The 21,362-nt window shown below is 71.3% G+C and carries 16 protein-coding genes; 8 read left to right on the forward strand and 8 right to left on the reverse strand.

What is annotated here, in order from left to right; translation table 11 throughout:
- The first annotated feature begins 107 nt into the window (after window positions 1–107).
- The 4 genes from AN215_RS27995 (at window position 108) to dxs (ending at window position 6,303) form a co-directional block, all read left to right on the forward strand.
- A complete protein-coding gene (locus AN215_RS27995; protein ID WP_070010440.1) occupies window positions 108–1,199 on the forward strand; it encodes a substrate-binding domain-containing protein in 1,092 nt (363 codons plus the stop codon).
- A 123-nt stretch (window positions 1,200–1,322) separates the two neighbouring features.
- Window positions 1,323–2,090, forward strand: coding sequence for an ATP-binding cassette domain-containing protein (locus AN215_RS28000; protein ID WP_420856166.1), 768 nt, complete (start codon window positions 1,323–1,325; stop codon window positions 2,088–2,090).
- Window positions 2,087–3,394: a sugar ABC transporter permease gene (locus AN215_RS28005; RefSeq protein WP_070010438.1), complete on the forward strand. Its 1,308-nt coding sequence runs from the start codon at window positions 2,087–2,089 to the stop codon at window positions 3,392–3,394. The genes AN215_RS28000 and AN215_RS28005 overlap by 4 nt, the downstream gene beginning before the upstream one ends.
- 986 nt (window positions 3,395–4,380) lie before the next feature.
- Window positions 4,381–6,303: a 1-deoxy-D-xylulose-5-phosphate synthase gene (gene dxs / locus AN215_RS28010; protein ID WP_070011258.1), complete on the forward strand. Its 1,923-nt coding sequence runs from the start codon at window positions 4,381–4,383 to the stop codon at window positions 6,301–6,303.
- Between the two features lie 218 nt (window positions 6,304–6,521).
- Here dxs and AN215_RS28015 read toward each other — a convergent pair whose 3' ends face one another.
- Window positions 6,522–6,887, reverse strand: a complete 366-nt coding sequence (locus AN215_RS28015) for a VOC family protein (protein ID WP_070010437.1) — start codon at window positions 6,885–6,887, stop codon at window positions 6,522–6,524.
- Between the two features lie 225 nt (window positions 6,888–7,112).
- Between AN215_RS28015 and AN215_RS28020 the strand changes: the two genes are divergently transcribed.
- A complete protein-coding gene (locus tag AN215_RS28020; RefSeq protein ID WP_079123474.1) occupies window positions 7,113–8,624 on the forward strand; it encodes a glycosyltransferase family 39 protein in 1,512 nt (503 codons plus the stop codon).
- A gap of 320 nt (window positions 8,625–8,944) precedes the next feature.
- Here AN215_RS28020 and AN215_RS28025 read toward each other — a convergent pair whose 3' ends face one another.
- From AN215_RS28025 to AN215_RS28045, 6 genes are all read right to left on the reverse strand, one after another.
- Window positions 8,945–11,077, reverse strand: coding sequence for a 3-hydroxyacyl-CoA dehydrogenase NAD-binding domain-containing protein (locus AN215_RS28025; RefSeq protein WP_070010436.1), 2,133 nt, complete (start codon window positions 11,075–11,077; stop codon window positions 8,945–8,947).
- Window positions 11,074–12,297, reverse strand: coding sequence for a thiolase family protein (locus AN215_RS28030; protein WP_070010435.1), 1,224 nt, complete (start codon window positions 12,295–12,297; stop codon window positions 11,074–11,076). The genes AN215_RS28025 and AN215_RS28030 overlap by 4 nt, the downstream gene beginning before the upstream one ends.
- A gap of 503 nt (window positions 12,298–12,800) precedes the next feature.
- Window positions 12,801–12,959, reverse strand: a complete 159-nt coding sequence (locus AN215_RS29995; RefSeq protein ID WP_171904295.1) for a hypothetical protein — start codon at window positions 12,957–12,959, stop codon at window positions 12,801–12,803.
- Between the two features lie 15 nt (window positions 12,960–12,974).
- Window positions 12,975–14,252, reverse strand: coding sequence for a ribonuclease D (locus AN215_RS28035; protein ID WP_070010434.1), 1,278 nt, complete (start codon window positions 14,250–14,252; stop codon window positions 12,975–12,977).
- 193 nt (window positions 14,253–14,445) lie between these two features.
- Window positions 14,446–15,120, reverse strand: a complete 675-nt coding sequence (locus AN215_RS28040; protein ID WP_028433019.1) for a response regulator transcription factor — start codon at window positions 15,118–15,120, stop codon at window positions 14,446–14,448.
- Window positions 15,121–15,417: 297 nt separating this feature from the next.
- Complete coding sequence (locus AN215_RS28045; protein WP_070010433.1) at window positions 15,418–16,086, reverse strand: DUF3000 domain-containing protein; 669 nt, start codon at window positions 16,084–16,086, stop codon at window positions 15,418–15,420.
- 265 nt (window positions 16,087–16,351) lie between these two features.
- Here AN215_RS28045 and hemE point away from each other — a divergent pair, with 265 nt between their 5' ends.
- Window positions 16,352–17,419, forward strand: a complete 1,068-nt coding sequence (hemE, locus tag AN215_RS28050) for a uroporphyrinogen decarboxylase (protein WP_070010432.1) — start codon at window positions 16,352–16,354, stop codon at window positions 17,417–17,419.
- Between the two features lie 114 nt (window positions 17,420–17,533).
- Here the strand turns inward: hemE and AN215_RS28055 are convergent, their stop codons facing one another.
- A complete protein-coding gene (locus AN215_RS28055) occupies window positions 17,534–18,976 on the reverse strand; it encodes an FAD-dependent oxidoreductase (RefSeq protein WP_070010431.1) in 1,443 nt (480 codons plus the stop codon).
- 118 nt (window positions 18,977–19,094) lie between these two features.
- Between AN215_RS28055 and hemG the strand changes: the two genes are divergently transcribed.
- Window positions 19,095–20,603: a protoporphyrinogen oxidase gene (gene hemG / locus AN215_RS28060; RefSeq protein WP_070010430.1), complete on the forward strand. Its 1,509-nt coding sequence runs from the start codon at window positions 19,095–19,097 to the stop codon at window positions 20,601–20,603.
- A gap of 4 nt (window positions 20,604–20,607) precedes the next feature.
- The gene (gene hemQ, locus AN215_RS28065; RefSeq protein ID WP_070010429.1) at window positions 20,608–21,339 is read left to right on the forward strand and encodes a hydrogen peroxide-dependent heme synthase; all 732 of its coding nucleotides are present in this window, start codon (window positions 20,608–20,610) and stop codon (window positions 21,337–21,339) included.
- Window positions 21,340–21,362 lie beyond the last annotated feature (23 nt).

A 21,362-nucleotide genomic window follows, 5' to 3' on the forward strand; every position in this document is an offset into this window, starting at 1 on the left:
TTGCCGTCTCGTTAATGATTTACTTCTTGACGCTTGCGTGACCTGGGAGTTGACTTCCGACCACCTCGGCCGCAACGACGCGGCCTCGTCAGGGAGGTTGGAACCCCATGAACGCAAAGGTGCGTCGCGTCGTCATCGGTACGGCTGCCATATCGATGGCCGTTTCGCTCGCAGCCTGCGGCAAGGCAGGCGGCGGCGACGGCGGCAGCGGTGGCGACAACAAGACCATCGGCCTGCTGCTTCCGGAGAACAAGACCACTCGTTACGAGACGTTCGACCGGCCGTACATGACCGACAAGATCAAGTCCCTCTGCAAGGACTGCAAGGTCAAGTACAACAACGCCAACCAGGACTCCGAGCTGCAGAAGAAGCAGTTCGACGCGCTCATCGCGCAGGGCGTCAAGACGATCATCCTGGACGCCGTCGACGCACAGGCCACCAAGTCCTGGGTGGACCGCGCCGCGAAGAAGGACGTCAAGGTCGTCGCGTACGACCGCCTCGCCGAGGGCGACATCTCCGCCTACATCTCGTACGACAACTACCGCATCGGCGAGCTGCAGGGTCAGGGCCTCGTCGAGGCGCTGGGCGACAAGGCCAAGGACAGCAACGTCGTCATGATCAACGGTTCGCCCACCGACCCGAACGCGCCGCTGTTCAAGAAGGGCGCGCACAGCGTGCTCGACAAGAAGGTCAAGAAGGTCGTCTACGAGCAGGACATCCCGGACTGGTCGCCGGACGAGGCCAACAAGAAGATGGGCGCCGCGATCACCAAGCTCGGCAAGGACGGCTTCGAAGGCGTCTACGCGGCCAACGACGGCATGGCCGGCGGCGTCTCCACCGCCATGAAGAAGGCCGGCGTCAAGGACGTCCCGCTGGGCGGCCAGGACGCCGAACTCGCCGGTCTGCAGCGGATCATCAAGGGTGACCAGACGCTGACCATCTACAAGGCGATCAAGCCGCAGGCCGAGACCACCGCCGAGATCGCCGTGGCCCTGCTCCAGGGCAAGAAGATCGACGAGTTCACTCCGAAGAAGGTCGACAGCAAGAGCAAGAAGGGCGTTCCCGCCCAGCTCTACGACGCCAAGATCGTGACCAAGGACAACATCAAGGACACGATCATCAAGGACAAGGTCTACAAGGTCGACCAGATCTGCACGCCTCAGTTCGAGAAGGCCTGCGAGGCGGCCGGTCTGAAGTGACCACCGGGGGCCGCGGCTTCCCCGCGGCCCCTCCCCTTGTACGAATCGCAGGCCGCCGCCCCCGCCACGAGCGGGGGCGGCTCCTGACAGAAGATCGGAGTTGGCCCAGTGGCGAAGGAAACCGTGCTGGCGCTGCGCGGGATCTCCAAGCGGTTCGGTGCCGTCCAGGCACTCACCGACGTTGATCTGGAAGTACTGTCCGGCGAGGTGATCGCCCTCGTCGGCGACAACGGCGCCGGCAAATCGACCCTCGTCAAGACCATCGCGGGCGTGCACCCCATCGACGAGGGCGGCATCGAGTGGGAGGGCCGGCCGGTCACCATCAACCGGCCCCACGACGCCCAGGACCTCGGCATCGCCACCGTCTACCAGGACCTGGCGCTCTGCGACAACCTGGACGTCGTCGCCAACCTCTTCCTCGGGAACGAGGCGCGCCACGCCTCGATCCTCGACGAGATCACCATGGAGAAGCGCGCGATGGAGCTGCTGGAGACGCTCTCCATCCGCATCCCCAGCGTCCGCATACCGGTCGCGTCGCTCTCCGGCGGCCAGCGGCAGGTCGTCGCGATCGCCCGCGCGCTCATCGGCGACCCGAAGGTCGTCATCCTCGACGAACCGACAGCCGCACTCGGCGTCGAACAGACGGCACAGGTCCTCGACCTGGTCGAGCGGCTGCGGGAACGCGGCCTCGCCGTCATCCTCATCAGCCACAACATGGCGGACGTGCAGGCCGTGGCCGACCGTGTCGCGGTGCTGCGCCTCGGCCGCAACAACGGCGTCTTCGACGTGGCGACCACCTCCCACGAGGAGGTCATCGCGGCTATCACCGGCGCCTCCGACAACGCGGTCACCCGCCGCCAGGCCCGTACGGACAAGGAGGCGGCGCTGTGAGCGACACCGTCGACAAGGAACGCGGCTCCGAGGCCGCGAACCCGAAGGACGCGGCGCCCGCAGACGGCTCGGCCGGCGGTGGTGACCGCGCGGTCGACCCGCGGCTGCTCGTGCGTGAACAGGGCTTCGCCGGCTATCTGACGGAGTTCAAGCGCAAGGTGCGCGGCGGCGAACTCGGTTCGCTGCCCGTCGTCCTCGGCCTGATCATCATCGCCGTGATCTTCCAGTCGCTGAACGACAGCTTCCTCTCCGCGGGCAGCGTCAGCGACATCGGCGTCTACATCGCCGGTACGGGCATCATGGCCACCGGCATCGTCTTCGTGCTGCTGCTCGGCGAGATCGACCTTTCGGTCGGCTCCGTCGCCGGCGTCGGTGCCGCCGTGTGGGCGGTGCTCAGCGTCACCCACAACGTCAACGACTGGCTGGCGGTCGTCATCGCCATCGTCGCCGGCCTGTGCATCGGCGGACTGCACGGCTTCTTCTTCGCCAGGGTCGGCGTCCCCGCCTTCGTGGTCACGCTGGCCGGATTCCTCGGCTGGAGCGGTCTGCAGATCTGGCTGATGGGCACCGAGGGCAGCATCAACACGCCCGACAGCAGCGTCGTCGAGGACCTGACCGGTTACTACTTCGAGGACATCGCCGCCGCCTACGGCCTGGCTCTCGTCGCCGTGCTCGCCTACGCGGCCGCCCTGCTCGTGGACGCCAAGCGCCGCCGCGGCGCGCGCCTTCCCTCGCGTCCGATGAGCGAGATCCTGGTGCGCACCGTGGTGATGGCGGTGGTCGCCTTCGCCGGCGCGTACGTGCTCAACCAGTCGCGCGGGCTGCCCCTGGCGCTGGTGCTGTTCCTGGCGGTGCTCGTCATCGCCGACTTCGCGGTGCGCCGTACGACGTACGGGCGGCAGATCTTCGCGGTCGGCGGCAACGCCGAGGCGGCACGCCGGGCCGGCATCAACGTGGAGTGGGTGCGCATCAGCGTCTTCGGTATCGCGGGCATGCTCGCGGCGTTCGGAGGCCTCTTCATCGCGAGCCTCTCCGGCGGCGCCACCAAGAGCCTCGGCGCCGGCAACACGCTGATGAACGTCATCGCCGCGGCCGTCATCGGCGGCACCAGCCTCTTCGGCGGACGCGGCAAGATCTGGTCGGCGCTGCTGGGAATCCTCGTCATCCAGTCCATCCAGCAGGGGCTGAACCTGCTCGGCATGGCGAGCGAGATCCAGTACATGATCACGGGCGCGGTTCTGCTGGCCGCGGTCGTCATCGACTCCGTCTCCAGGCGTACGCAGAAAACCGCCGGCCGGACTTAGCGCCGACGGAGCGGCGCGTGCGAGCGCCGCACATGGCGTGGCGGGACGCGGGACGCAGCCCTGGTCGCAGGACCGGCCGGGCCCGGGCCAGGACCAGGACCCGGGCCCGGACTCCGGCTCGGGAAGAGCGGGCACCGGCGTCACACCGCCGCCGCCGATCAGGGCTCCGGCCCTGAACCGCCCCTCATGGGCCCGGGGCGGTGGGCCCCCATCGGGACTCCTCCCGCTGGGGGCCCGCGGCATGCGGTGGCGCGTTCGCACCCCGGCGGGATGTGCGGGCGAGGGCGGGCGGGCGCGGGTGGGCCTCAGGCTGCCCGGCCTCTTCCCCCGTGGCGGCGTTCCCTTCCGCCGTAGTCGCCGCCGCGGGCAGGAACCTGCCGGGCCCGCGGGCACGTCCCTGGAGGCGCCTCCAGGGGGAGGACGAGCGGAGCGAGACCGCCGGGGACGGCGGACCGGCGGCAAGACCGGCCGGCCACGGGGCCCACGTCGGCCGCCCGGCACGGACCCTTCCGCCCTGCCGACGCCAGGGGGAGGAACTCGGTCTGCCGCGATGGCGCGTGACCGACGCACACGAGGGGCGACGGGGCGCCCGTGAACGGCCCCGGCACCGCCATGCGGGGCACGGGGGGCGCCCCGCTGGATGCCCGCCCGCGGTGTGGGCGGCGCGCGCGTGGCCACGCGCGCGGCTGCCGCGCCCGACAGGGCGTCCCCGTCCCCGGAACGGGGGCGTCCCGCGCGGTGTGCCGGACTTGCTTCCCGCCCCGCAAGTGAGCCTGGCCGCGCCCCACGCCACCGCCAGACGGGTGATCGATCTCGCACGGCCAGGAGTTCCCCGCTGCGGTAGGAACATTAGACTCGACGGATCGACACGGTTCGATCACGCTCGAAAGCAAGGAGGCACCGTGGATAAGGGGCCGCGCTCAGCGCGTCATCCCGGGTCGGGGGCGGTGGAGTTCCCCAAGGCGCAGCGCCGGGGAAGGTGGGAACTGCTGACCCGCATCGAGGAACCGCGCGACCTCGACCAGCTTTCACCGGAGCAGTTGGAGCAGCTGGCCGGAGAGGTGCGGTCGTTCCTCGTCGACTCGGTGTCCAAGACCGGGGGACACCTCGGCCCGAACCTGGGCGTGGTTGAGCTGACCATCGCCCTGCACCGGGTGTTCGACTCCCCGAAGGACAAGATCCTCTTCGACACCGGGCACCAGTCCTACGTCCACAAGCTGCTGACCGGACGTCAGGACTTCACCCGGCTCAAGAGCAAGGGCGGCCTGTCCGGCTACCCGGCGCGTGCCGAGTCCGAGCACGATGTCATCGAGAACAGCCACGCCTCCACCGTCCTCGGCTGGGCCGACGGCCTCGCGAAGGCCAACGAGCTGCGCGGCAAGGACGACCACGTGGTGGCCGTCATCGGCGACGGCGCACTGACCGGCGGCATGGCCTGGGAGGCCCTGAACAACATCGCCGCGGCCAAGGACCGTCCGCTCGTCATCGTCGTCAACGACAACGAGCGCAGCTACGCGCCGACGATCGGCGGCCTCGCCAACCACCTCGCCACACTCCGCACCACCGACGGCTACGAGCGCTTCCTGGCCCGCGGCAAGGAGGTCCTCAACCGCACACCCGTCGTGGGCAAACCCCTGTACGAAACGCTGCACGGCGCCAAGAAGGGCCTGAAGGACTTCATCGCCCCGCAGGGCATGTTCGAGGACCTCGGCCTGAAATACGTCGGCCCCATCGACGGCCACGACCTCGCCGCCGTCGAGTCCGCCCTGCAGCGCGCCAAGCGTTTCGGCGGCCCCGTGCTCGTCCACTGCCTGACGGAGAAGGGCCGCGGCTACCAGCCCGCCCTGGAGGACGAGGCGGACCAGTTCCACCAGGTCGGCATCATCCACCCCGACACGGGCCTGCCGGTGAAGTCCTCCGGCGCCGACTGGACTTCGGTCTTCGGCGAGGAGATGGTCAAGCTCGGCCGTGAGCGCGAGGACATCGTCGCCATCACCGCTGCGATGATGCGCCCGGTCGGACTGCAGCGCTTCGCCGAGGAGTTCCCGGACCGCGTCTACGACGTCGGGATCGCCGAGCAGCACGCCGCCGTCTCCGCGGCGGGCCTGGCCACCGGCGGTCTGCACCCGGTCTTCGCCGTCTATGCCACCTTCCTCAACCGGGCCTTCGACCAGCTCCTGATGGACGTGGCGCTGCACAAGTGCGGCGTGACCTTCGTCCTGGACCGTGCGGGCGTCACCGGCTCCGACGGCGCCTCGCACAACGGCATGTGGGACATGTCCGTCCTGCAGTGCGTGCCCGGGCTGCGGCTGGCCGCGCCCCGCGACGCCGAACAGGTGCGCAAGCAGCTCCGCGAAGCCGTGGAGGTGGACGACGCCCCGACGGTGGTGCGCTACTCCAAGGGCAAGGTCGGGCCCGCCGTTCCGGCGGTCGGCCGCGTCGGCAGGATGGACGTGCTGCACAAGCCCGCCGATGTCCAGCGGCCCGATGTGCTGCTGGTGTCCGTGGGCGCGCTCGCTCCGATGTGCCTGGAGATCGCCGGGCTCCTCGACAAGCAGGGCATCTCCACGACGGTGGTCGACCCGCGCTGGGTCAAGCCCGTGGACGAGGAGCTGGCGCCGCTCGCCGAGCAGCACCGCGTCGTCGTCACCGTCGAGGACAACGGCCGCAGCGGCGGCGTCGGTTCGGCGGTCGCGCAGTCCCTGCGGGACGCGAACGTCGACGTGCCGCTGCGTGACTTCGGCATCCCCGAGCGCTTCCTCGACCACGGCTCACGCGCCGATGTGATGGCCGAGATCGGGCTCACCGCGCCGGACATCGCCCGTCAGGTGACGGGGCTCGTCGCGAAGCTGGACGGACGGTACGGGACCGAGGCCGCCGAAGCCGAGGCCGAAGCGGCACGCGACTGACACGCGGTGCAGCGCCCGGCATCCCCGGCCTGAGCGCCCCCGGCCGGGGGTGCCCGCGCGGTGGTGGATCACGAGCAGACAGGGCCGGGGCCGGGACCTCTGAGGGTCCCGGCCCCGGCCCTGTGCGTGCGAGTCCGACAGCGTTGGACCAGTCGGCGGCGCCCACGACCGGAGCGGTGCGCTGCGATGGGTCGTGAATGAGTCATCGCAGCCTGTCGTCAGTCGACGGGGGCGACTCGGATCAGGTTGCCGTCAGGGTCCGCGACGACGAACGTCCGGCCGAACACCTCGTCGTGCGGCTCACTGACCACTCGAGCTCCTTTCGTCACCCACTGCTCGAACCGGCGGTCGATTTCGTCGGGTCCGCCAGGCAGTGCGAGACAGACCTCGCTGGTGCGTGGCACCGTCGGAGTCAGGCCGTCGGTATGCCCGCTCCAGAGCGCGAGGTCCGCGCCGTCGCCGAGGCCGAAGGCGATGTATCCAGGGGTCTCGAAGCTGGGCTTGATCGAGAGCAGGTCCGCGTAGAAGCGGGCAGCTTCGGGCGCGTCGTTGACGTAGACGATGAACACGATCGAGGGTGGCATTGCTCGCTCCTTGGGTCGGTCTCACTGAACGACTGGGAGCGTGCACGTCATTCATGACAGATTCCGTCATGATTTCTGCGATTCTCTGTCCCGTGACTCCGGATCGCTTCTCTCGCTGTAGCTGACGGGTGGGAGCCGGCTTCGCCGGGGGAGTGCCCCCAGCGAGCACGGCAGACGCCGCGACTCCCCGACAGGACTTACGCGGCGAAGCACTAGCTTGGTGCCATGCCGCCCTCCCGTACGACCGCGCTCCCCGCCCGCGACGCCGGTGACATCGTGTCCGTCGCCGGGGACGCGGGCGAGGCAGGACGTCGCTACTGGCTGCGGCTGCTGCCCGTACTGGCTCTGCTCGCGGCGGTGACCAGGCTGCCGTCCTTCACGCGGCCCCTGTGGAACCCGGACGAGGGCTACCTCGCCACGCAGGCAAGGCAGCTGGCGGCCGGGGGGACGCTCTACGAGACGGTCGTGGACCGCAAGCCGCCGCTGCTGCCCTGGCTCTACCGGGGCGCGTTCGAGCTCTTCGGCGACCGTCCGCCGTGGTCCCTGTGGCCGCTGAAGGCGCTCGCCGTACTGGCTGTGCTGGCCGGTGCCGTGCTGCTCGCGTCGCTCGCGCGCCGCCGCTGGGGCGACAGAGCGGGGCTGCTGGCCGGCGTCTGCTACGTCCTCGCGTCCGTCGCCTTGGTGCCCGAGGACACGCAGGCGGCGACGTTCGAGGTCTTCATGCTGCCGTGGACGGTGCTCGCCATGTGGTGCGCGGACCGCGGCCGTTGGGCGGGCGCGGGCCTGGCGGTCGCGGGTGCGGTGCTCACCAAGCAGACGGGCGGCGCCGTCCTCCTGCCGGTGCTGTGGCTGCTGTGGACGTCGCGGGCCGGATGGTGGCCGCTGGCGAGGCTGTCGGCCGCCACGGCGCTGCCCGTGCTGGCGGCCGCGCTCCTCCACGGGCCCGCCCGCTTCGTCTTCTGGATGGTCACCGGCTCCGGCAGCTACGTGTCGGCGGACGGCGCGGTGGGCCACGCGCTCATACGTGGCCTCGCCAACTGCGGTCTGTTCGCGGCGGGTTGCCTCCCCATGCTGCTGGCGCTGCTGTACGTCGCACGCACCGGCCGCCCCATGACGCGGACCGGGGACGTGTGGGTGTGGCTGGCGGCCTCGGGTGCGGCCGTCACCGTGGGTCTCCAGTTCTTCGGCCACTACTTCCTGCAACTCACCCCCGCCGTCGCCCTGCTGGCCGCGGCCGCCCTGCGGCACCTCACCGCGCGGGGCGCGGTGGCGGTGATCGCCGCCAACTCCCTGATCGCGGCGGGCTTCCTCACCTGGGCGCTGCTGCTCTTCCCGCGCACCGAACCCGTCCACCAGCAGCGGCTCGCCGCCGAGGTCCGCGCCCGCACCGCGCCCACGGACCGTGTGCTGCTGTGGGGCATGCACCCCGAGGGCTACTGGCTGTCCGGGCGGGCCCCCGCCTCCCGCTATCTCACCGCGGGCTTCCTCACCAACTTCAGCGGCGGACGGGGCGGCGCACGCGTCGGCGAGCAGCACGCCATGGACGGCGCGTGGCCGTACTTCCGCCGCGAACTGCGGCTGCGGCCGCCCGCGTTGATCGTCGACGACTCCCGCGGCAAGCCGTACGCGCTGCCGCGCACGCCGACGCTGCGGTCGTATGTGGCCCGCCACTATGAGCTCGTCGCCACGTTCGACGGCGCGGACCTGTACGCCCGTTCGCCGGCGCCGGGCCGCTGACCGGCGACCGGCGGGCCGGGCGAGCGCGGCTTCGCCGCTGGAAGCGCGATCCGGTCGCGGGAGCCTGTACCGGGGACGCCCGGCGCGGCCGGGGAGGGCCGGACGCGGTCGCCGCGGTGGCCCTTCGCCGCCGGACCGTGCGTTGAGTACTGCGCACCGTGGCGGCGGTCTTGTCGCCCGGCGACGGCGGCCGGCCACGACGGCAGGGCCGTCCGGCGACGGCTGGGCATCAACGGCCTGTTCCGTGGCCGGGGAAAGCGACGGGTCCCCCGCCATGGCGGGGGACCCTCACGTTCGGAGAACGGGCCGACCGACCGCCGTCAGGCGGGAACGCTGGCGACGCCCGGCTCCAGGAAGCGGCGCCCGGTGGCCCGCTCGCTGACACCCTCACGGTCCAGGTACGGGGTGATCCCGCCCAGGTGGAAGGGCCAGCCCGCACCGGTGATCAGGCACAGGTCGATGTCCTGCGCCTCGGCGACGACGCCCTCGTCGAGCATGAGGCGGACCTCCTGCGCGATGGCGTCCAGCGCCCGTTCGCGGACCTGCTCCTCGGTGAGCTGCACATCGCCCGTCTGGAAGAGGGCCTCGACCTCCGGGTCCAGCTCCGGCTTCGCGGAGCCCGGGACGTAGAGGTTGCGCTTGCCCGCCTCGACGACGCGGCCGAGGTTCTCCGAGACGCCGAAGCGGTCGGGGAAGGCGGAGTGCAGCGTGCCCGAGACGTGGTGCGCGACGGCGGGGCCGACCAGTTCCAGCAGCACGATCGGCGACATGGGCAGGCCCAGCGGCGCCAGCGCGCGGTCGGCGACGTCGACAGGGGTGCCCTCGTCGATGGAGCGCAGCACCTCGCCGAGGAACCGGGTCAGCACCCGGTTGACGACGAACGCCGGTGCGTCCTTGACCAGGACGGCCGTCTTCTTCAGGGACTTGGCCACGGAGAAGGCAGTGGCCAGCGAGGCGTCGTCCGTGCGCTCCGCCCGTACGATCTCCAGCAGCGGCAGGATCGCGACGGGGTTGAAGAAGTGGAAGCCCACGACCCGCTCGGGGTGCTTGAGCTTCGAGGACATCTCCGTGATCGACAGCGAGGAGGTGTTGGTGGCGAGGATGGCGTGCTCCGGCACGACCGCCTCGACCTCCGCGAAGATCTTCTGCTTGAGGGACATCTCCTCGAAGACGGCCTCGATGACGAAGTCGGCGTCCGCGAAGGCGGTGGCCTTGTCCAGCGACCCGGTCACCAGCGCCTTCAACCGGTTCGCCTTGTCCTGGTTGACCCGGCCCTTCAGCAGCAGCTTGTCGATCTCCTCGTGGACGTAGCCGACCCCCTTGTCCACGCGCTCCTGGTCGATGTCGGTCAGTACGACCGGCACCTCCAGGCGCCGCGCGAAGAGCATCGCCAGCTGCGAGGCCATCAGCCCGGCGCCCACGACACCGACCTTGGTGACGGGACGCGCGAGGGACTTGTCCGGAGCGCCGGCCGGACGCTTGGCGCGCTTCTGCACCAGGTTGAACGCGTAGATGCCGCTGCGCAGTTCACCGCCCATGATCAGGTCGGCCAGCGCCCTGTCCTCCGCGTCGAAGCCCGCACGCAGATCGCCGCTCTTGGCCGCGGCGACGATGTCGAGCGCGCGGTAGGCGGCGGGGGCCGCGCCGTGCACCTTGTCGTCCGCGATCTGCTTGCCGCGGGCCACGGCCTGGTCCCACGCCTCGTCACGGTCGACCTCGGGGCGTACGACCTCGATCTCGCCCTTGAGTACCGCCGCCGTCCAGCGCAGCGACTGCTCCAGGAAGTCGGCGCCCTCGAACAGGGCGTCGGCGATGCCCAGTTCGTAGACCTGCGGGCCCTTGAGCAGCTTGTTCTGGTTGAGGGAGTTCTCGACGATGACCGAGACGGCACGGTCGGCGCCGATGAGGTTCGGCAGCAGCGCGCAGCCGCCCCAGCCGGGCACCAGGCCGAGGAAGACCTCCGGCAGTCCGAAGGCCGGGACGGCCTGCGAGACGGTGCGGTAGGTGCAGTGCAGCCCGACCTCGACGCCGCCCCCCATCGCGGCGCCGTTGTAGTACGCGAAGGTCGGCACCGCCAGGTCGGCCAGCCGCCGGAAGACCGCGTGGCCGCCCTGCCCGATCGCGAGCGCGTCCTCGTGCTTCTTCAGCAGCTCGACGCCCTTGAGGTCGGCGCCGACGGCGAAGATGAACGGCTTGCCGGTCAGCCCGACGCCGACGATCTCGCCTTCCCTCGCCTCCTTCTCGACCTGGTCGATCGCGGCGTTCAGATTGGCGAGCGAAGCCGGCCCGAAGGTCGTTGGCTTGGTGTGGTCGAACCCGTTGTCCAGGGTGATCAGCGCGAACCGCCCAACTGCACCGGGCAGTTCGAGATGGCGTACGTGCGCCTGCGTGACGACCTCGTCGGGGAACAGCTCGGCCGCGCCCTTCAGCAACTCGGCGGTGTTGGTGCTCACTTGCCTGCTCCCTCGCTCCAGTTGGGGTTCTCCCAGATGACGGTTCCGCCCATGCCGAAGCCGACACACATCGTCGTCAGCCCGTACCGCACGTGCGGCTGCTCCTCGAACTGCCGGGCGAGCTGCGTCATCAGGCGCACGCCGGAGGAGGCCAGCGGGTGACCGTAGGCGATCGCGCCGCCGTACTGGTTGACGCGCGGGTCGTCGTCGGCGATGCCGTAGTGGTCCAGCAGCGCGAGCACCTGCACCGCGAAGGCCTCGTTGACCTCGAAGAGGCCGATGTCGTCGATCGACAGCCCCGCCTTGGCGAGTGCCTTCTGCGTGGACGGGACGGGCCCGACGCCCATGACCTCCGGCTCGACACCGGCGAAGGCGTAGCTGACCAGCCGCATCCTGACCGGCAGCCCCATCTCCTGCGCGAAGTCCTCGGCGGCGATCAGCGAGGCGGTGGCGCCGTCGTTGAGACCGGCGGCGTTGCCCGGCGTGACACGGCCGTGCGGGCGGAAGGGAGTCTTGAGCCCGGCGAGGGACTCCAGCGTGGTGCCCGGACGCATCGGCTCATCCTGCGTCGCGAGACCCCAACCGGTCTCGCCGGCCTCGTCGTTCGTACGGCGGATCGAGACCGGCACCAGGTCCTGCTGGATCTTGCCGTTGGCGTACGCCTTCGCGGCCTTCTCCTGGCTGTTCACCGCGTACTCGTCGGCGCGCTGCTTGGTCAGGTGGGGGAAGCGGTCGTGAAGGTTCTCCGCCGTCATGCCCATGAACAGCGCGGACTGGTCGACCAGCTTCTCCGATACGAAGCGCGGGTTCGGGTCGACGGCCTCACCCATCGGGTGACGGCCCATGTGCTCGACGCCGCCGGCGAGCACGACGTCGTACGCGCCGAAGGAGATGGAACCGGCGGTGCTGGTCACCGCCGTCATCGCGCCGGCGCACATGCGGTCGATCGAATAGCCGGGGACGGTGTTCGGCAGCCCGGCGAGGATGCCGGCGGTGCGTCCCAGGGTCAGGCCCTGGTCGCCGATCTGGGTGGTGGCGGCGACGGCCACCTCGTCGATGCGCTCCGGCGGCAGGTCCGGGTTACGGCGCAGCAGTTCGCGGATGCACTTCACGACCAGGTCGTCTGCCCTGGTCTCGTGATAGATGCCCTTGGGGCCCGCCTTGCCGAACGGTGTGCGGACGCCGTCGACGAAGACGACGTCCCTAGCGGTACGAGGCACTTTGGCTCTCCTCCAGGTGCGGTGCAGTTACGCCGTACGGCGCGCTTCCCACAAGCCATGCTACCCGTGGGTAACTGAGGGGCAAGGCCGGTTCCGGGGGAGGGGCACACGTCACATCCGGCAGCCCCGGCGCCGTCCCCGCAGACGAAGACGCAGCCGGTCCGCCTCGCCCGGCCGCCCGCCGGGCGAGGGTGCCGGAGCCTTGCGCTCCGCCTGCGCCAGGATCTCGACCGCGGAGTCGTGCGCGGTGACACGGAAGGCCTCGGGCGTGTCCGCAGAGTCCCTCCCCCAGACTCCGTCTGGGAGGTGCCCCCAGGGCCGCGGGTCCTGGCACGCGCGCTCTCCCCCGCTTCGATGGAGGTGCCCCCAGCGTTGTCGGTCGTCGGCGCAGCCCGCTGCGCTCTCGCCCCCTGGGCCGGTCGGCCCGGGGTGGTACCCCCGCCCTCCGCCTTGCGATCACACGCACCAGACCCCGCGGCCCCCGCCCTGACGGGCGGACGACGCTACTTTGCGGACACGCCCTCATCGTGAGCGGCCGGCGCGGCCCGGAGGGCTCCGCCGGCGAGACCACGCCGGCGGACGACCGCCGCCAGCCAGGCGAAGAACCCCAGGACCGCGGCGAGTACCCCGGCCGTCACCAGGTACGGGAGCCAGTCACCCATGGGACGCCCGGCTTCCTACTCGGAGGGAGCGGGCGTCGCCAGGGCCTCGGTCAGCAGCGTCGCCGTCTGCTCGATCTGCCACTCGCGTGCGCCGAGCGCACGCAGCGCGGAGACGACCTCCGGCTCCGTACGCGCACGCGGCGGCTGCCAGCACAGCCGCCTCACCGTGTCCGGAGTCAGCAGGTTCTCCTGCGGCATGGAGAGCTCCTCCGCGCGTGCGGTGACCGCCGCACGCGCCGCCGCCAGCCGGGCGGCGGCCGCCGGGTCCTTGTCGGCCCACGAACGCGGCGGAGGCGGGCCGTTCGTCACCTGGCTCTGCTGCGGAAGAGCCGATTCCGGCAGCGCCTTCGCCTTGTCGACGGCCGCCTGCCAGTGGTCGAGCTGCTTGCGTCCCATCCGGTGCCCGAACCCCGGCAGGGCCGAGAGGGCACGCGCGTCCGACGGCAGCGCCAGGGCCGCCTCCACCACCGCAGAGTCCGAGAGCACCTTGCCGGGCGAGACGTCCCGCTTCTGCGCGATCTTGTCCCTGGCCGTCCACAGCTCCCGTACGACGGCCATCTGACGGCGCCGCCGCACCTTGTGCATCCCGGAGGTGCGCCGCCAGGGGTCCTTGCGGGGAGGCGCCGGGGGCGCGGAGGCGATGGCCTCGAACTCCTGCCGCGCCCAGGCCAGCTTGCCCTGCCGCTCCAGCTCCTCCTCCAGCGCGTCCCGGAGGTCGATCAGCAGCTCGACGTCCAGCGCCGCGTAGTGCAGCCACGGCTCCGGGAGCGGACGGGTGGACCAGTCGACGGCGGAGTGGCCCTTCTCCAGTGCGTAACCGAGCAGGTTCTCCACCATCGCGCCCAGCCCGACCCGCGCGTACCCGGCGAGCCGTCCCGCGAGCTCGGTGTCGAACAGTCGCCGGGGCACCATGCCTATCTCACGCAGACACGGCAGGTCCTGGGTGGCGGCGTGCAGGACCCACTCGGAGTCGGCGAGTACGGAACCCAGCCCCGTCAGGTCCGGGCAGCCCACGGGGTCCACCAGGGCGCTGCCCGCGCCCTCGCGCCGCAGCTGTACGAGATACGCCCGCTGTCCGTAGCGGTAACCGGAAGCCCGTTCCGCGTCCACGGCGACCGGGCCCGTGCCGGCGGCGAAGGCAGCGATGATCTCTGCCAGGCCCGTCTCGTCCCCCGTCACAGGTGGAACGCCCTCGCGGGGCTCCAGCAGGGGGACCGGCGCCTGACCAGAGTCCGGGCCCTCGTCGGGGGCCTTAGCTGGCTTTGCTGATGCGGTTTCTCGGGCGTCGGTCACCGGTCAAGGGTAGCTGCGGGAAGCGGGTGGTTGTCCGAATGTCCGGGCAGACAGTTGCCCGTGGCACCGGAATATCCGCCGGTGCCTCCGGCAGTGGCCACGCGGTCGTCACGGCCGCGGCACACACGAGGCGCCCGCCGGCTGTGCTTGCCGGCGGGCGCCTCGAAGGTGTGGGGGAGGAGGGGCCCCGCGATCAGTGGATGATGCCCGTGCGAAGCGCCACGGCGACCATGCCCGCGCGGTCACCGGTGCCCAACTTGCGGGCGATACGGGCCAGATGAGACTTCACCGTGAGGGCGGAGAGGCCCATGGACACGCCGATCGCCTTGTTGGACTGGCCCTCCGCAACCAGCCGCAGCACCTCGACCTCGCGGCCCGACAGCTCACGCTGGCCGCCGGGGTGCCCCGGCCCGCCCGGGCCGCCGCCGGGGCGGCGGTGCATGCGCGCCGCCGCGGCACCGATGGGGGCCGCGCCGTGGCGTGTGGGCATGGCGCCCAGGTTGTTGCGGGTGCCGGTGACGACGTAGCCCTTGACGCCGCCCGCGAGGGCGTTGCGTACGGCGCCGATGTCGTCGGCTGCGGAGAGGGCCAGGCCGTTCGGCCAGCCCGCGGCGCGGGTCTCGGACAGCAGGCTGAGGCCCGAGCCGTCCGGGAGGTGGACGTCGGCCACGCAGATGTCGCGTGGATTGCCGACTCGGGGACGTGCCTCCGCGATCGACGACGCCTCGATGACATCCCGTACGCCGAGAGCCCAGAGATGTCGGGTCACGGTGGAACGGACGCGGGGGTCGGCCACGACGACCATGGCCGTCGGCTTGTTCGGGCGGTAGGCGACCAGGCTTGTGGGGTGCTCAAGAAGAACAGACACCGGGCCTCCGAGGGCTGGCTGCGGACGGAACGATTCCGGTGACCGTGCGGGGTGAGCCGGGGAGTTCCGTGTGGAAGGGTCATAGACTCCTTCGGCAGGTCGGGGGCCCTGCTTTAGGGAATGATCACCAATTGATGACCGATATTTCCCGAATCGGACAGTCGCTCGACATGGCCTCTCATGGGCCCGTTGCGGGCGCGGCGGAGCTCTGCCGTGGAGTGGTCATGGCCTCCGGTCATGGGCCGGTCATGGGGCCGGTCATGGACAGGCCGTGGGGAAGCCGGGGCGGGGAATGCGTCAGAGAGGCTGCGGGCCGCGCCGCTTGGGCAGCGAGACGACGGAGCTTCCGTCCCCGGACTCCGGCGGCAGTCCCGCGCACTGGCACAGCAGCTCGGACCAGGCGGTGAGATGGACGGACAGGTCGGGCAGGGCGTCCGGCGCCGCCGGATCGTCGGGGCGCGGGGTCCAGCTGGCGCGGATCTCCAGCTCCGTCTGCGGCGGGCGCTCGTCGAGGCCGCCGAAGTAGGAGGAACCGGAGCGGGTGACCGTACCGCTGGAATCCGAGTACGCGGCGGACTGCGCCTCGAGCGCACCCGTCAGCCATGACCAGGTGACCTCGGGCAGCAGCGGATCGCCGGCCATCTCCGGCTCCAGATCCGTGCGGGCGAGGGTGACGACGCGGAACGTGCCCTGCCAGGACTCCTGACCGGAGGGGTCGTGGAGCAGCACGAAGCGGCCGTCAGCGAGCTCCGCCGAGTCGTCCTCGGGGTCCATGACCGCCGCCGACAGCGCGCACGAGAAAGGGGCGAGGCGTTTGGGCGCGGGAAGCGCGGAGAGCTGCACCTCCGGCCTGGTGTGTGCGGCGTCCAGGGCCGCCATCGCACGCTGAAAGGGCAGCGGGGCTCCTTCGCCTCCGCCGCCCGGGCTGCCGGAGCCCTCCGTCATCCTTGGTCGCGCCGCTGCCATGGGGCGCAAGAGTAGGGCGAGCGGGAGGCACAGACCGGTAGGGACACTCGCAAGTGGCCGAAGAGCGGTGGGTGTTGAAGAAGCGGAGGCGCTCGCAGCGCGGTCAGGGAGAGGATCGCGGCCGGGTGGCTGCCGAGATTGGCTGACAACTGACGGCTCGTGACAGCCGTACGGCGCCCGCCGGAGCGGAAGGGGAAGAGAGCCGCACGCCCCCGTGCCACCTCGGCTGTCAATTGCCTCCACCGGGCGTGGGAGACTGCGGTGCGTGAGTGCCAACGACCCCCAGCCGGGCAAGCCGACCGACCTGCACGACTCCGCCTTTCTCAGGGCGTGCCGCCGGGAGGCGGTGCCGCACACGCCGGTGTGGTTCATGCGGCAGGCCGGGCGCTCGCTGCCGGAGTACCGGAAGGTGCGAGAGGGCATCGCGATGCTCGACTCCTGCATGCGTCCGGACCTGGTCACGGAGATCACGCTGCAGCCGGTGCGCCGCCACGGCGTCGACGCCGCGATCTACTTCAGCGACATCGTCGTACCGCTGAAGGCCATCGGGATCGACCTCGACATCAAGCCGGGCGTCGGGCCCGTCGTGGAGGAGCCCGTCCGTACACGAGCGGACCTGGACCGGCTTCGGCCCCTCGAACCGGACGACGTCGGGTACGTGACGGAGGCCGTGCGGCTGCTCACCGCGGAACTCGGCGCCACGCCTCTCATCGGCTTCGCCGGGGCCCCGTTCACCCTGGCCAGCTACCTCGTCGAGGGCGGGCCCTCACGCAACCACGAGCGCACCAAGGCGCTGATGTACGGCGATCCCGAGCTGTGGGCCGCGCTTCTGGACCGGCTGGCGGTCATCACCTCCACGTTCCTGAAGGTGCAGATCGAGGCCGGGGCATCGGCCGTGCAGCTCTTCGACTCCTGGGCCGGCGCCCTCTCCGAGGCCGACTACCGGCTCTCCGTCATGCCCGCCTCGGAGAAGGTCTTCGCGAGCGTGGCGCACTACGGCGTGCCCCGTATCCACTTCGGCGTCGGTACCGGCGAACTGCTCGGTGCCATGGGCGAGGCGGGCGCGGACGTCGTCGGGGCGGACTGGCGTGTGCCGCTGGGCGAGGCGGCCCGGCGGGTGGGACCGGGGAAGGCGGTGCAGGGGAACCTGGACCCGGCGGTGCTGTTCGCGCCGCGGGAGGCCGTCGAGGTGCAGGCACGGCGGGTGCTGGACGACGCGCGTGGTCTGGAGGGGCACATCTTCAACCTCGGGCACGGCGTGCTGCCCGAGACGGATCCGGATGCGCTGACCAGGCTGGTGGGGTACGTGCATGAGCAGACGGCGGGCAGCTGACGGATAACAGCTGACAGAAGCCGACGATTGTCAGCTGTCAGCTGTCAGCTGTCAGCTGTCAGCTGTCAGCCGTTATCCGTTATCCGTTATCCGTTATCCGTCAGCCGTCAGCCGTCAGCCGCCGCTCTCCGCCTTCACCGCCGCGGCCGCCTTCCGTGCCGCCACCAGGACCGGGTCCCACACCGGGGAGAACGGCGGGGCGTAGCCCAGGTCGAGATACATGATCTGTTCGACGGTCATACCGGCGCTCAGTGCGACCGCCGCGATGTCCACACGCTTTCCCGCGCCCTCGCGTCCCACGATCTGCGTGCCGAGCAGCCGTCCCGTGCCGCGTTCCGCGAGCATCTTCACCCGCATCGGCCGGCTGCCGGGGAAGTAGCCCGCGCGGCTGGTCGCTTCGGCCGTCACGGTGACGAACTGCAGCCCCACGTCCCGGGCCTGCGCCTCCAGCACTCCCGTACGGGCGATCTCCAGGTCGCAGACCTTGCTGACGGCGGTGCCGACGACCCCGGGGAAGGTGGCGTAGCCGCCGCCGATGTTGGCGCCGACGACCTGCCCGTGCTTGTTGGCATGTGTGCCGAGGGCGATGTGCCGGGTGCGTCCCGAGACGAGGTCGAGGACCTCGACGCAGTCGCCGCCGGCCCAGATGTTCTCCCGTCCGCGCACCCGCATCGCCAGGTCCGTCAGCACGCCGCCGGATTCGCCCAGGGGCAGCCCGGCCTCGCGCGCGAGCGACGTCTCGGGGACGACGCCGAGGCCGAGCACCACCACGTCGGCCGGGTAGGAAGCCTCCTTCGTGACGACGGCGAGGGTCCGTCCTCCCGGGCCGGAGGTTTCCCGCTCGTCGGTCTCGACCGCGGTGACGGCCGCTCCGGTCACCACCTCCATGCCCATGTCGCACATCGCGTCGCGCACCAGCTCGCCCATGTCGGGGTCGAGGGTGGTCATGGGCTGGGGAGCCTGGTCGATGACGGTCACCTCGAAGTCCCGCCGGACCAGGGCCTCCGCCATCTCCACACCGATGTAGCCGGCGCCGACGACGACGGCCTTGCGGGGGCGTCCGCCGTCGTCCGAGGCGGTGCCCTGCAGCGGCGTCAGCGTCTCCAGCAGTACCTGCCCGTCCTCCAGGGACTGCACGCCGTGCACGCCTTCGGCGTCGATGCCGGGCAGCGGCGGGCGCATCGGGCGTGCGCCGGTCGCGAGTACGAGGTCGTCGAAGTCCGTCCAGTACTCGCGTCCCCGCGCGCCGCCCGGCGGGAGTTCGCGGGCACGCACTCGTGAGCGGTCCAGGTCGAGTTCGGTGACCTCGGTGCGCATCCGCAGATCGATGCCGCGCTCACGGTGCTGCTCCGGTGTGCGGGCGATCAGATCGTCCCGTTCCGTGACGTCGCCGCCGAGCCAGTACGGGATTCCGCACGCGGAGTAGGAGGAGAAGTCGCCGCGCTCGAAGGCGACGATCTCCAGCTCGTCCGGTCCCTGGAGCCGGCGGGCCTGCGACGCGGCCGTCATGCCCGCCGCGTCACCCCCGACGACGACCATGCGTCGAACAGCGGCCATGATCCGTACTCCTCACCTCGTGGGCCGGACCTGCGGATCCGGATTCGCGCCCGTGTGCCTGACGTCCCGCCGTTGCCCTGGTTACGCCGGGCGGTACCCGCGCTGGGACGATGGACACATGCGTGTGATCGTGATCGGCGGCGGCATCTCGGGGCTCGCCGCCGCCCTGCGGCTCTCCTCGGGTGGCGCCTCCGTGACCGTACTGGAGGCGTCCAGCCGCCTGGGCGGGAAGCTGCTGCGCGGCGACATCGCGGGCGCCGCGGCCGTCGACCTGGGCGCGGAGTCGATGCTGGCACGCCGCGAGGAGGGTGTGGACCTCGCGCGGGCTGCCGGGCTCGGGGACGAACTGGAGCCGCCGACGGGCGCCGGCGCCGCGATCTGGTCCCGCGGTGAGCTGTGCCCGATGCCCAAGGGCCATGTGATGGGTGTGCCCGGCGACCCGGACGCACTGCGAGGGCTCCTCTCCGAGGAGGGAGTCGCCCGCGTCGGCGAGGACGCCCGGCTGCCGCGCACGGAGATCGGCGAGGACGCCGCCGTCGGCGGGTACGTGGCGGAGCGGCTCGGCCGCGAAGTCGTGGACCGCCTGGTCGAGCCGCTGCTGGGCGGCGTGTACGCGGGCGACGCGTACCGGATCTCGATGCGTGCCGCCGTGCCGCAGCTCTACGAGGCAGCACGGACCGGGACTTCGCTCCTCGACGGCGTGCGCGCCCTGCAGCGGCGGGCGCCGGCACAGCCCGCCGGTGCGCCGGTCTTCGCCGGAATCCGTGGCGGGATCGGGCGGCTGCCGGGTGCCGTGGCGGAGGCATGCCGTGCCGCGGGCACGCGTATCCGTACGGGCGTCGCCGTACGTGCACTGCGGGCGCACGCCGTCGCTGACGGGCCGTCACCGGGCGGTTCCCTGACTCCGGGCGCTCCGGATACGCCCGGTGCTCCGGGTGTGCCGAGGCCCCCGGGCGCGCCGGCCGCGGACGAGGCGCCCGCCCCGTGGACCGTGCTCACCGAGGCCGGTGAGGCGCTGCACGCGGACGCGGTCGTCCTGGCCGTGCCGGCGCCACAGGCCGCCCGGCTGCTCGCGGACGAGGTGCCTGCCGCGGCGGCCGAGCTGCGCGCCGTGGAGTACGCGTCGATGGCGCTGGTCACGATGGCCTTCCGGCGCGCGGATCTTGAGCGGACGCCCCACGGCAGCGGCTTCCTCGTCCCGCCCGTCGAAGGGCGCACCATCAAGGCGTCCACCTTCTCCAGCAACAAGTGGGGCTGGGTGGCCGCCCAGGAACCCGGGCTCTTCGTGCTGCGCACCTCGGTCGGGCGGTACGGGGAGGAAGCGGTCCTGGAGCGTGAGGACTCCGAGATCGTGGAGGTGTCGCTGCGGGACCTGGCGGATGCGACCGGGCTGTCGGCCCGGCCCGTGGAGGGGCTGGTCAGCCGCTGGGAGGGCGGCCTGCCGCAGTACGCGGTCGGCCATGTCTCCCGGGTCGCCCGTATCCGCGACGCCGTGGAGCGGGTGCCGGGGCTGGCGGTGTGCGGTGCGGCGTACGAAGGCGTGGGCATCCCCGCGTGCATCGCGAGCGGGCAGCGGGCCGCCAGGGAGACCCTGGCGCGGGCCACGGCGGGCAGCGCGCGAGAATAGGCGCATGACTGCTGCACCGGAGCCTGACAGGCCGGAGAAGGCCCCCAACGCGGGCAAGAAGGCCAAGGACCTCAACGAGGTCGTCCGATACACCCTCTGGTCGGTCTTCCGGCTGCGCGACGTCCTGCCCGACGACCGTGCCGGACACGCGGACGAGGTGGAGGAGCTGTTCGGGCAGCTCGCCGCGAAGGACGTCGTCGTGCGCGGTACGTACGACGTCTCGGGACTGCGCGCCGACGCCGACCTCATGATCTGGTGGCACGCGGAGTCCGCCGACGCCCTCCAGGACGCGTACAACCGCTTCCGCCGCACCCGGCTCGGCCGCGCGCTGGAACCGGTCTGGTCGAACATGGCGCTGCACCGCCCGGCCGAGTTCAACAAGTCGCATCTGCCGGCCTTCGTGGCGGGCGAGGAGCCGCGTGCGTATGTGAGCGTGTATCCGTTCGTGCGTTCGTACGACTGGTATCTGCTGCCGGACGAGGACCGCCGCCGCATGCTCGCCGACCACGGCAGGATGGCCCGTGGCTTCCCCGACGTACGGGCCAATACGGTGCCCGCCTTCTCCCTCGGCGACTACGAGTGGATCCTCGCCTTCGAGGCCGACGAACTGCACCGCATCGTGGACCTGATGCGTCATCTGCGCGGCTCGGAGGCCCGGATGCACGTACGGGAAGAGGTCCCCTTCTTCACGGGGCGGCGCAAGCCCGTCGCGGAGCTGCTGGCGGGGCTGGTCTAGGGACGGCGCCGACGGCGTCCCGG

It is taken from the genome of Streptomyces abyssalis (assembly GCF_001751365.1).
Taxonomy (GTDB): domain Bacteria; phylum Actinomycetota; class Actinomycetes; order Streptomycetales; family Streptomycetaceae; genus Streptomyces; species Streptomyces abyssalis.

Bases quoted from the DNA above. Each gene is read 5' to 3' on its own strand.
- AN215_RS27995 (WP_070010440.1), top strand. From the start codon at position 108: ATGAACGCAAAGGTGCGTCGCGTCGTCATCGGTACGGCTGCCATATCG.
- AN215_RS28015 (WP_070010437.1), bottom strand. From the start codon at position 6,887: ATGCCACCCTCGATCGTGTTCATCGTCTACGTCAACGACGCGCCCGAA.
- AN215_RS28020 (WP_079123474.1), top strand. From the start codon at position 7,113: ATGCCGCCCTCCCGTACGACCGCGCTCCCCGCCCGCGACGCCGGTGAC.
- AN215_RS29995 (WP_171904295.1), bottom strand. From the start codon at position 12,959: ATGGGTGACTGGCTCCCGTACCTGGTGACGGCCGGGGTACTCGCCGCG.
- AN215_RS28045 (WP_070010433.1), bottom strand. From the start codon at position 16,086: ATGGCAGCGGCGCGACCAAGGATGACGGAGGGCTCCGGCAGCCCGGGC.
- AN215_RS28055 (WP_070010431.1), bottom strand. From the start codon at position 18,976: ATGGCCGCTGTTCGACGCATGGTCGTCGTCGGGGGTGACGCGGCGGGC.
- hemG (WP_070010430.1), top strand. From the start codon at position 19,095: ATGCGTGTGATCGTGATCGGCGGCGGCATCTCGGGGCTCGCCGCCGCC.
- hemQ (WP_070010429.1), top strand. From the start codon at position 20,608: ATGACTGCTGCACCGGAGCCTGACAGGCCGGAGAAGGCCCCCAACGCG.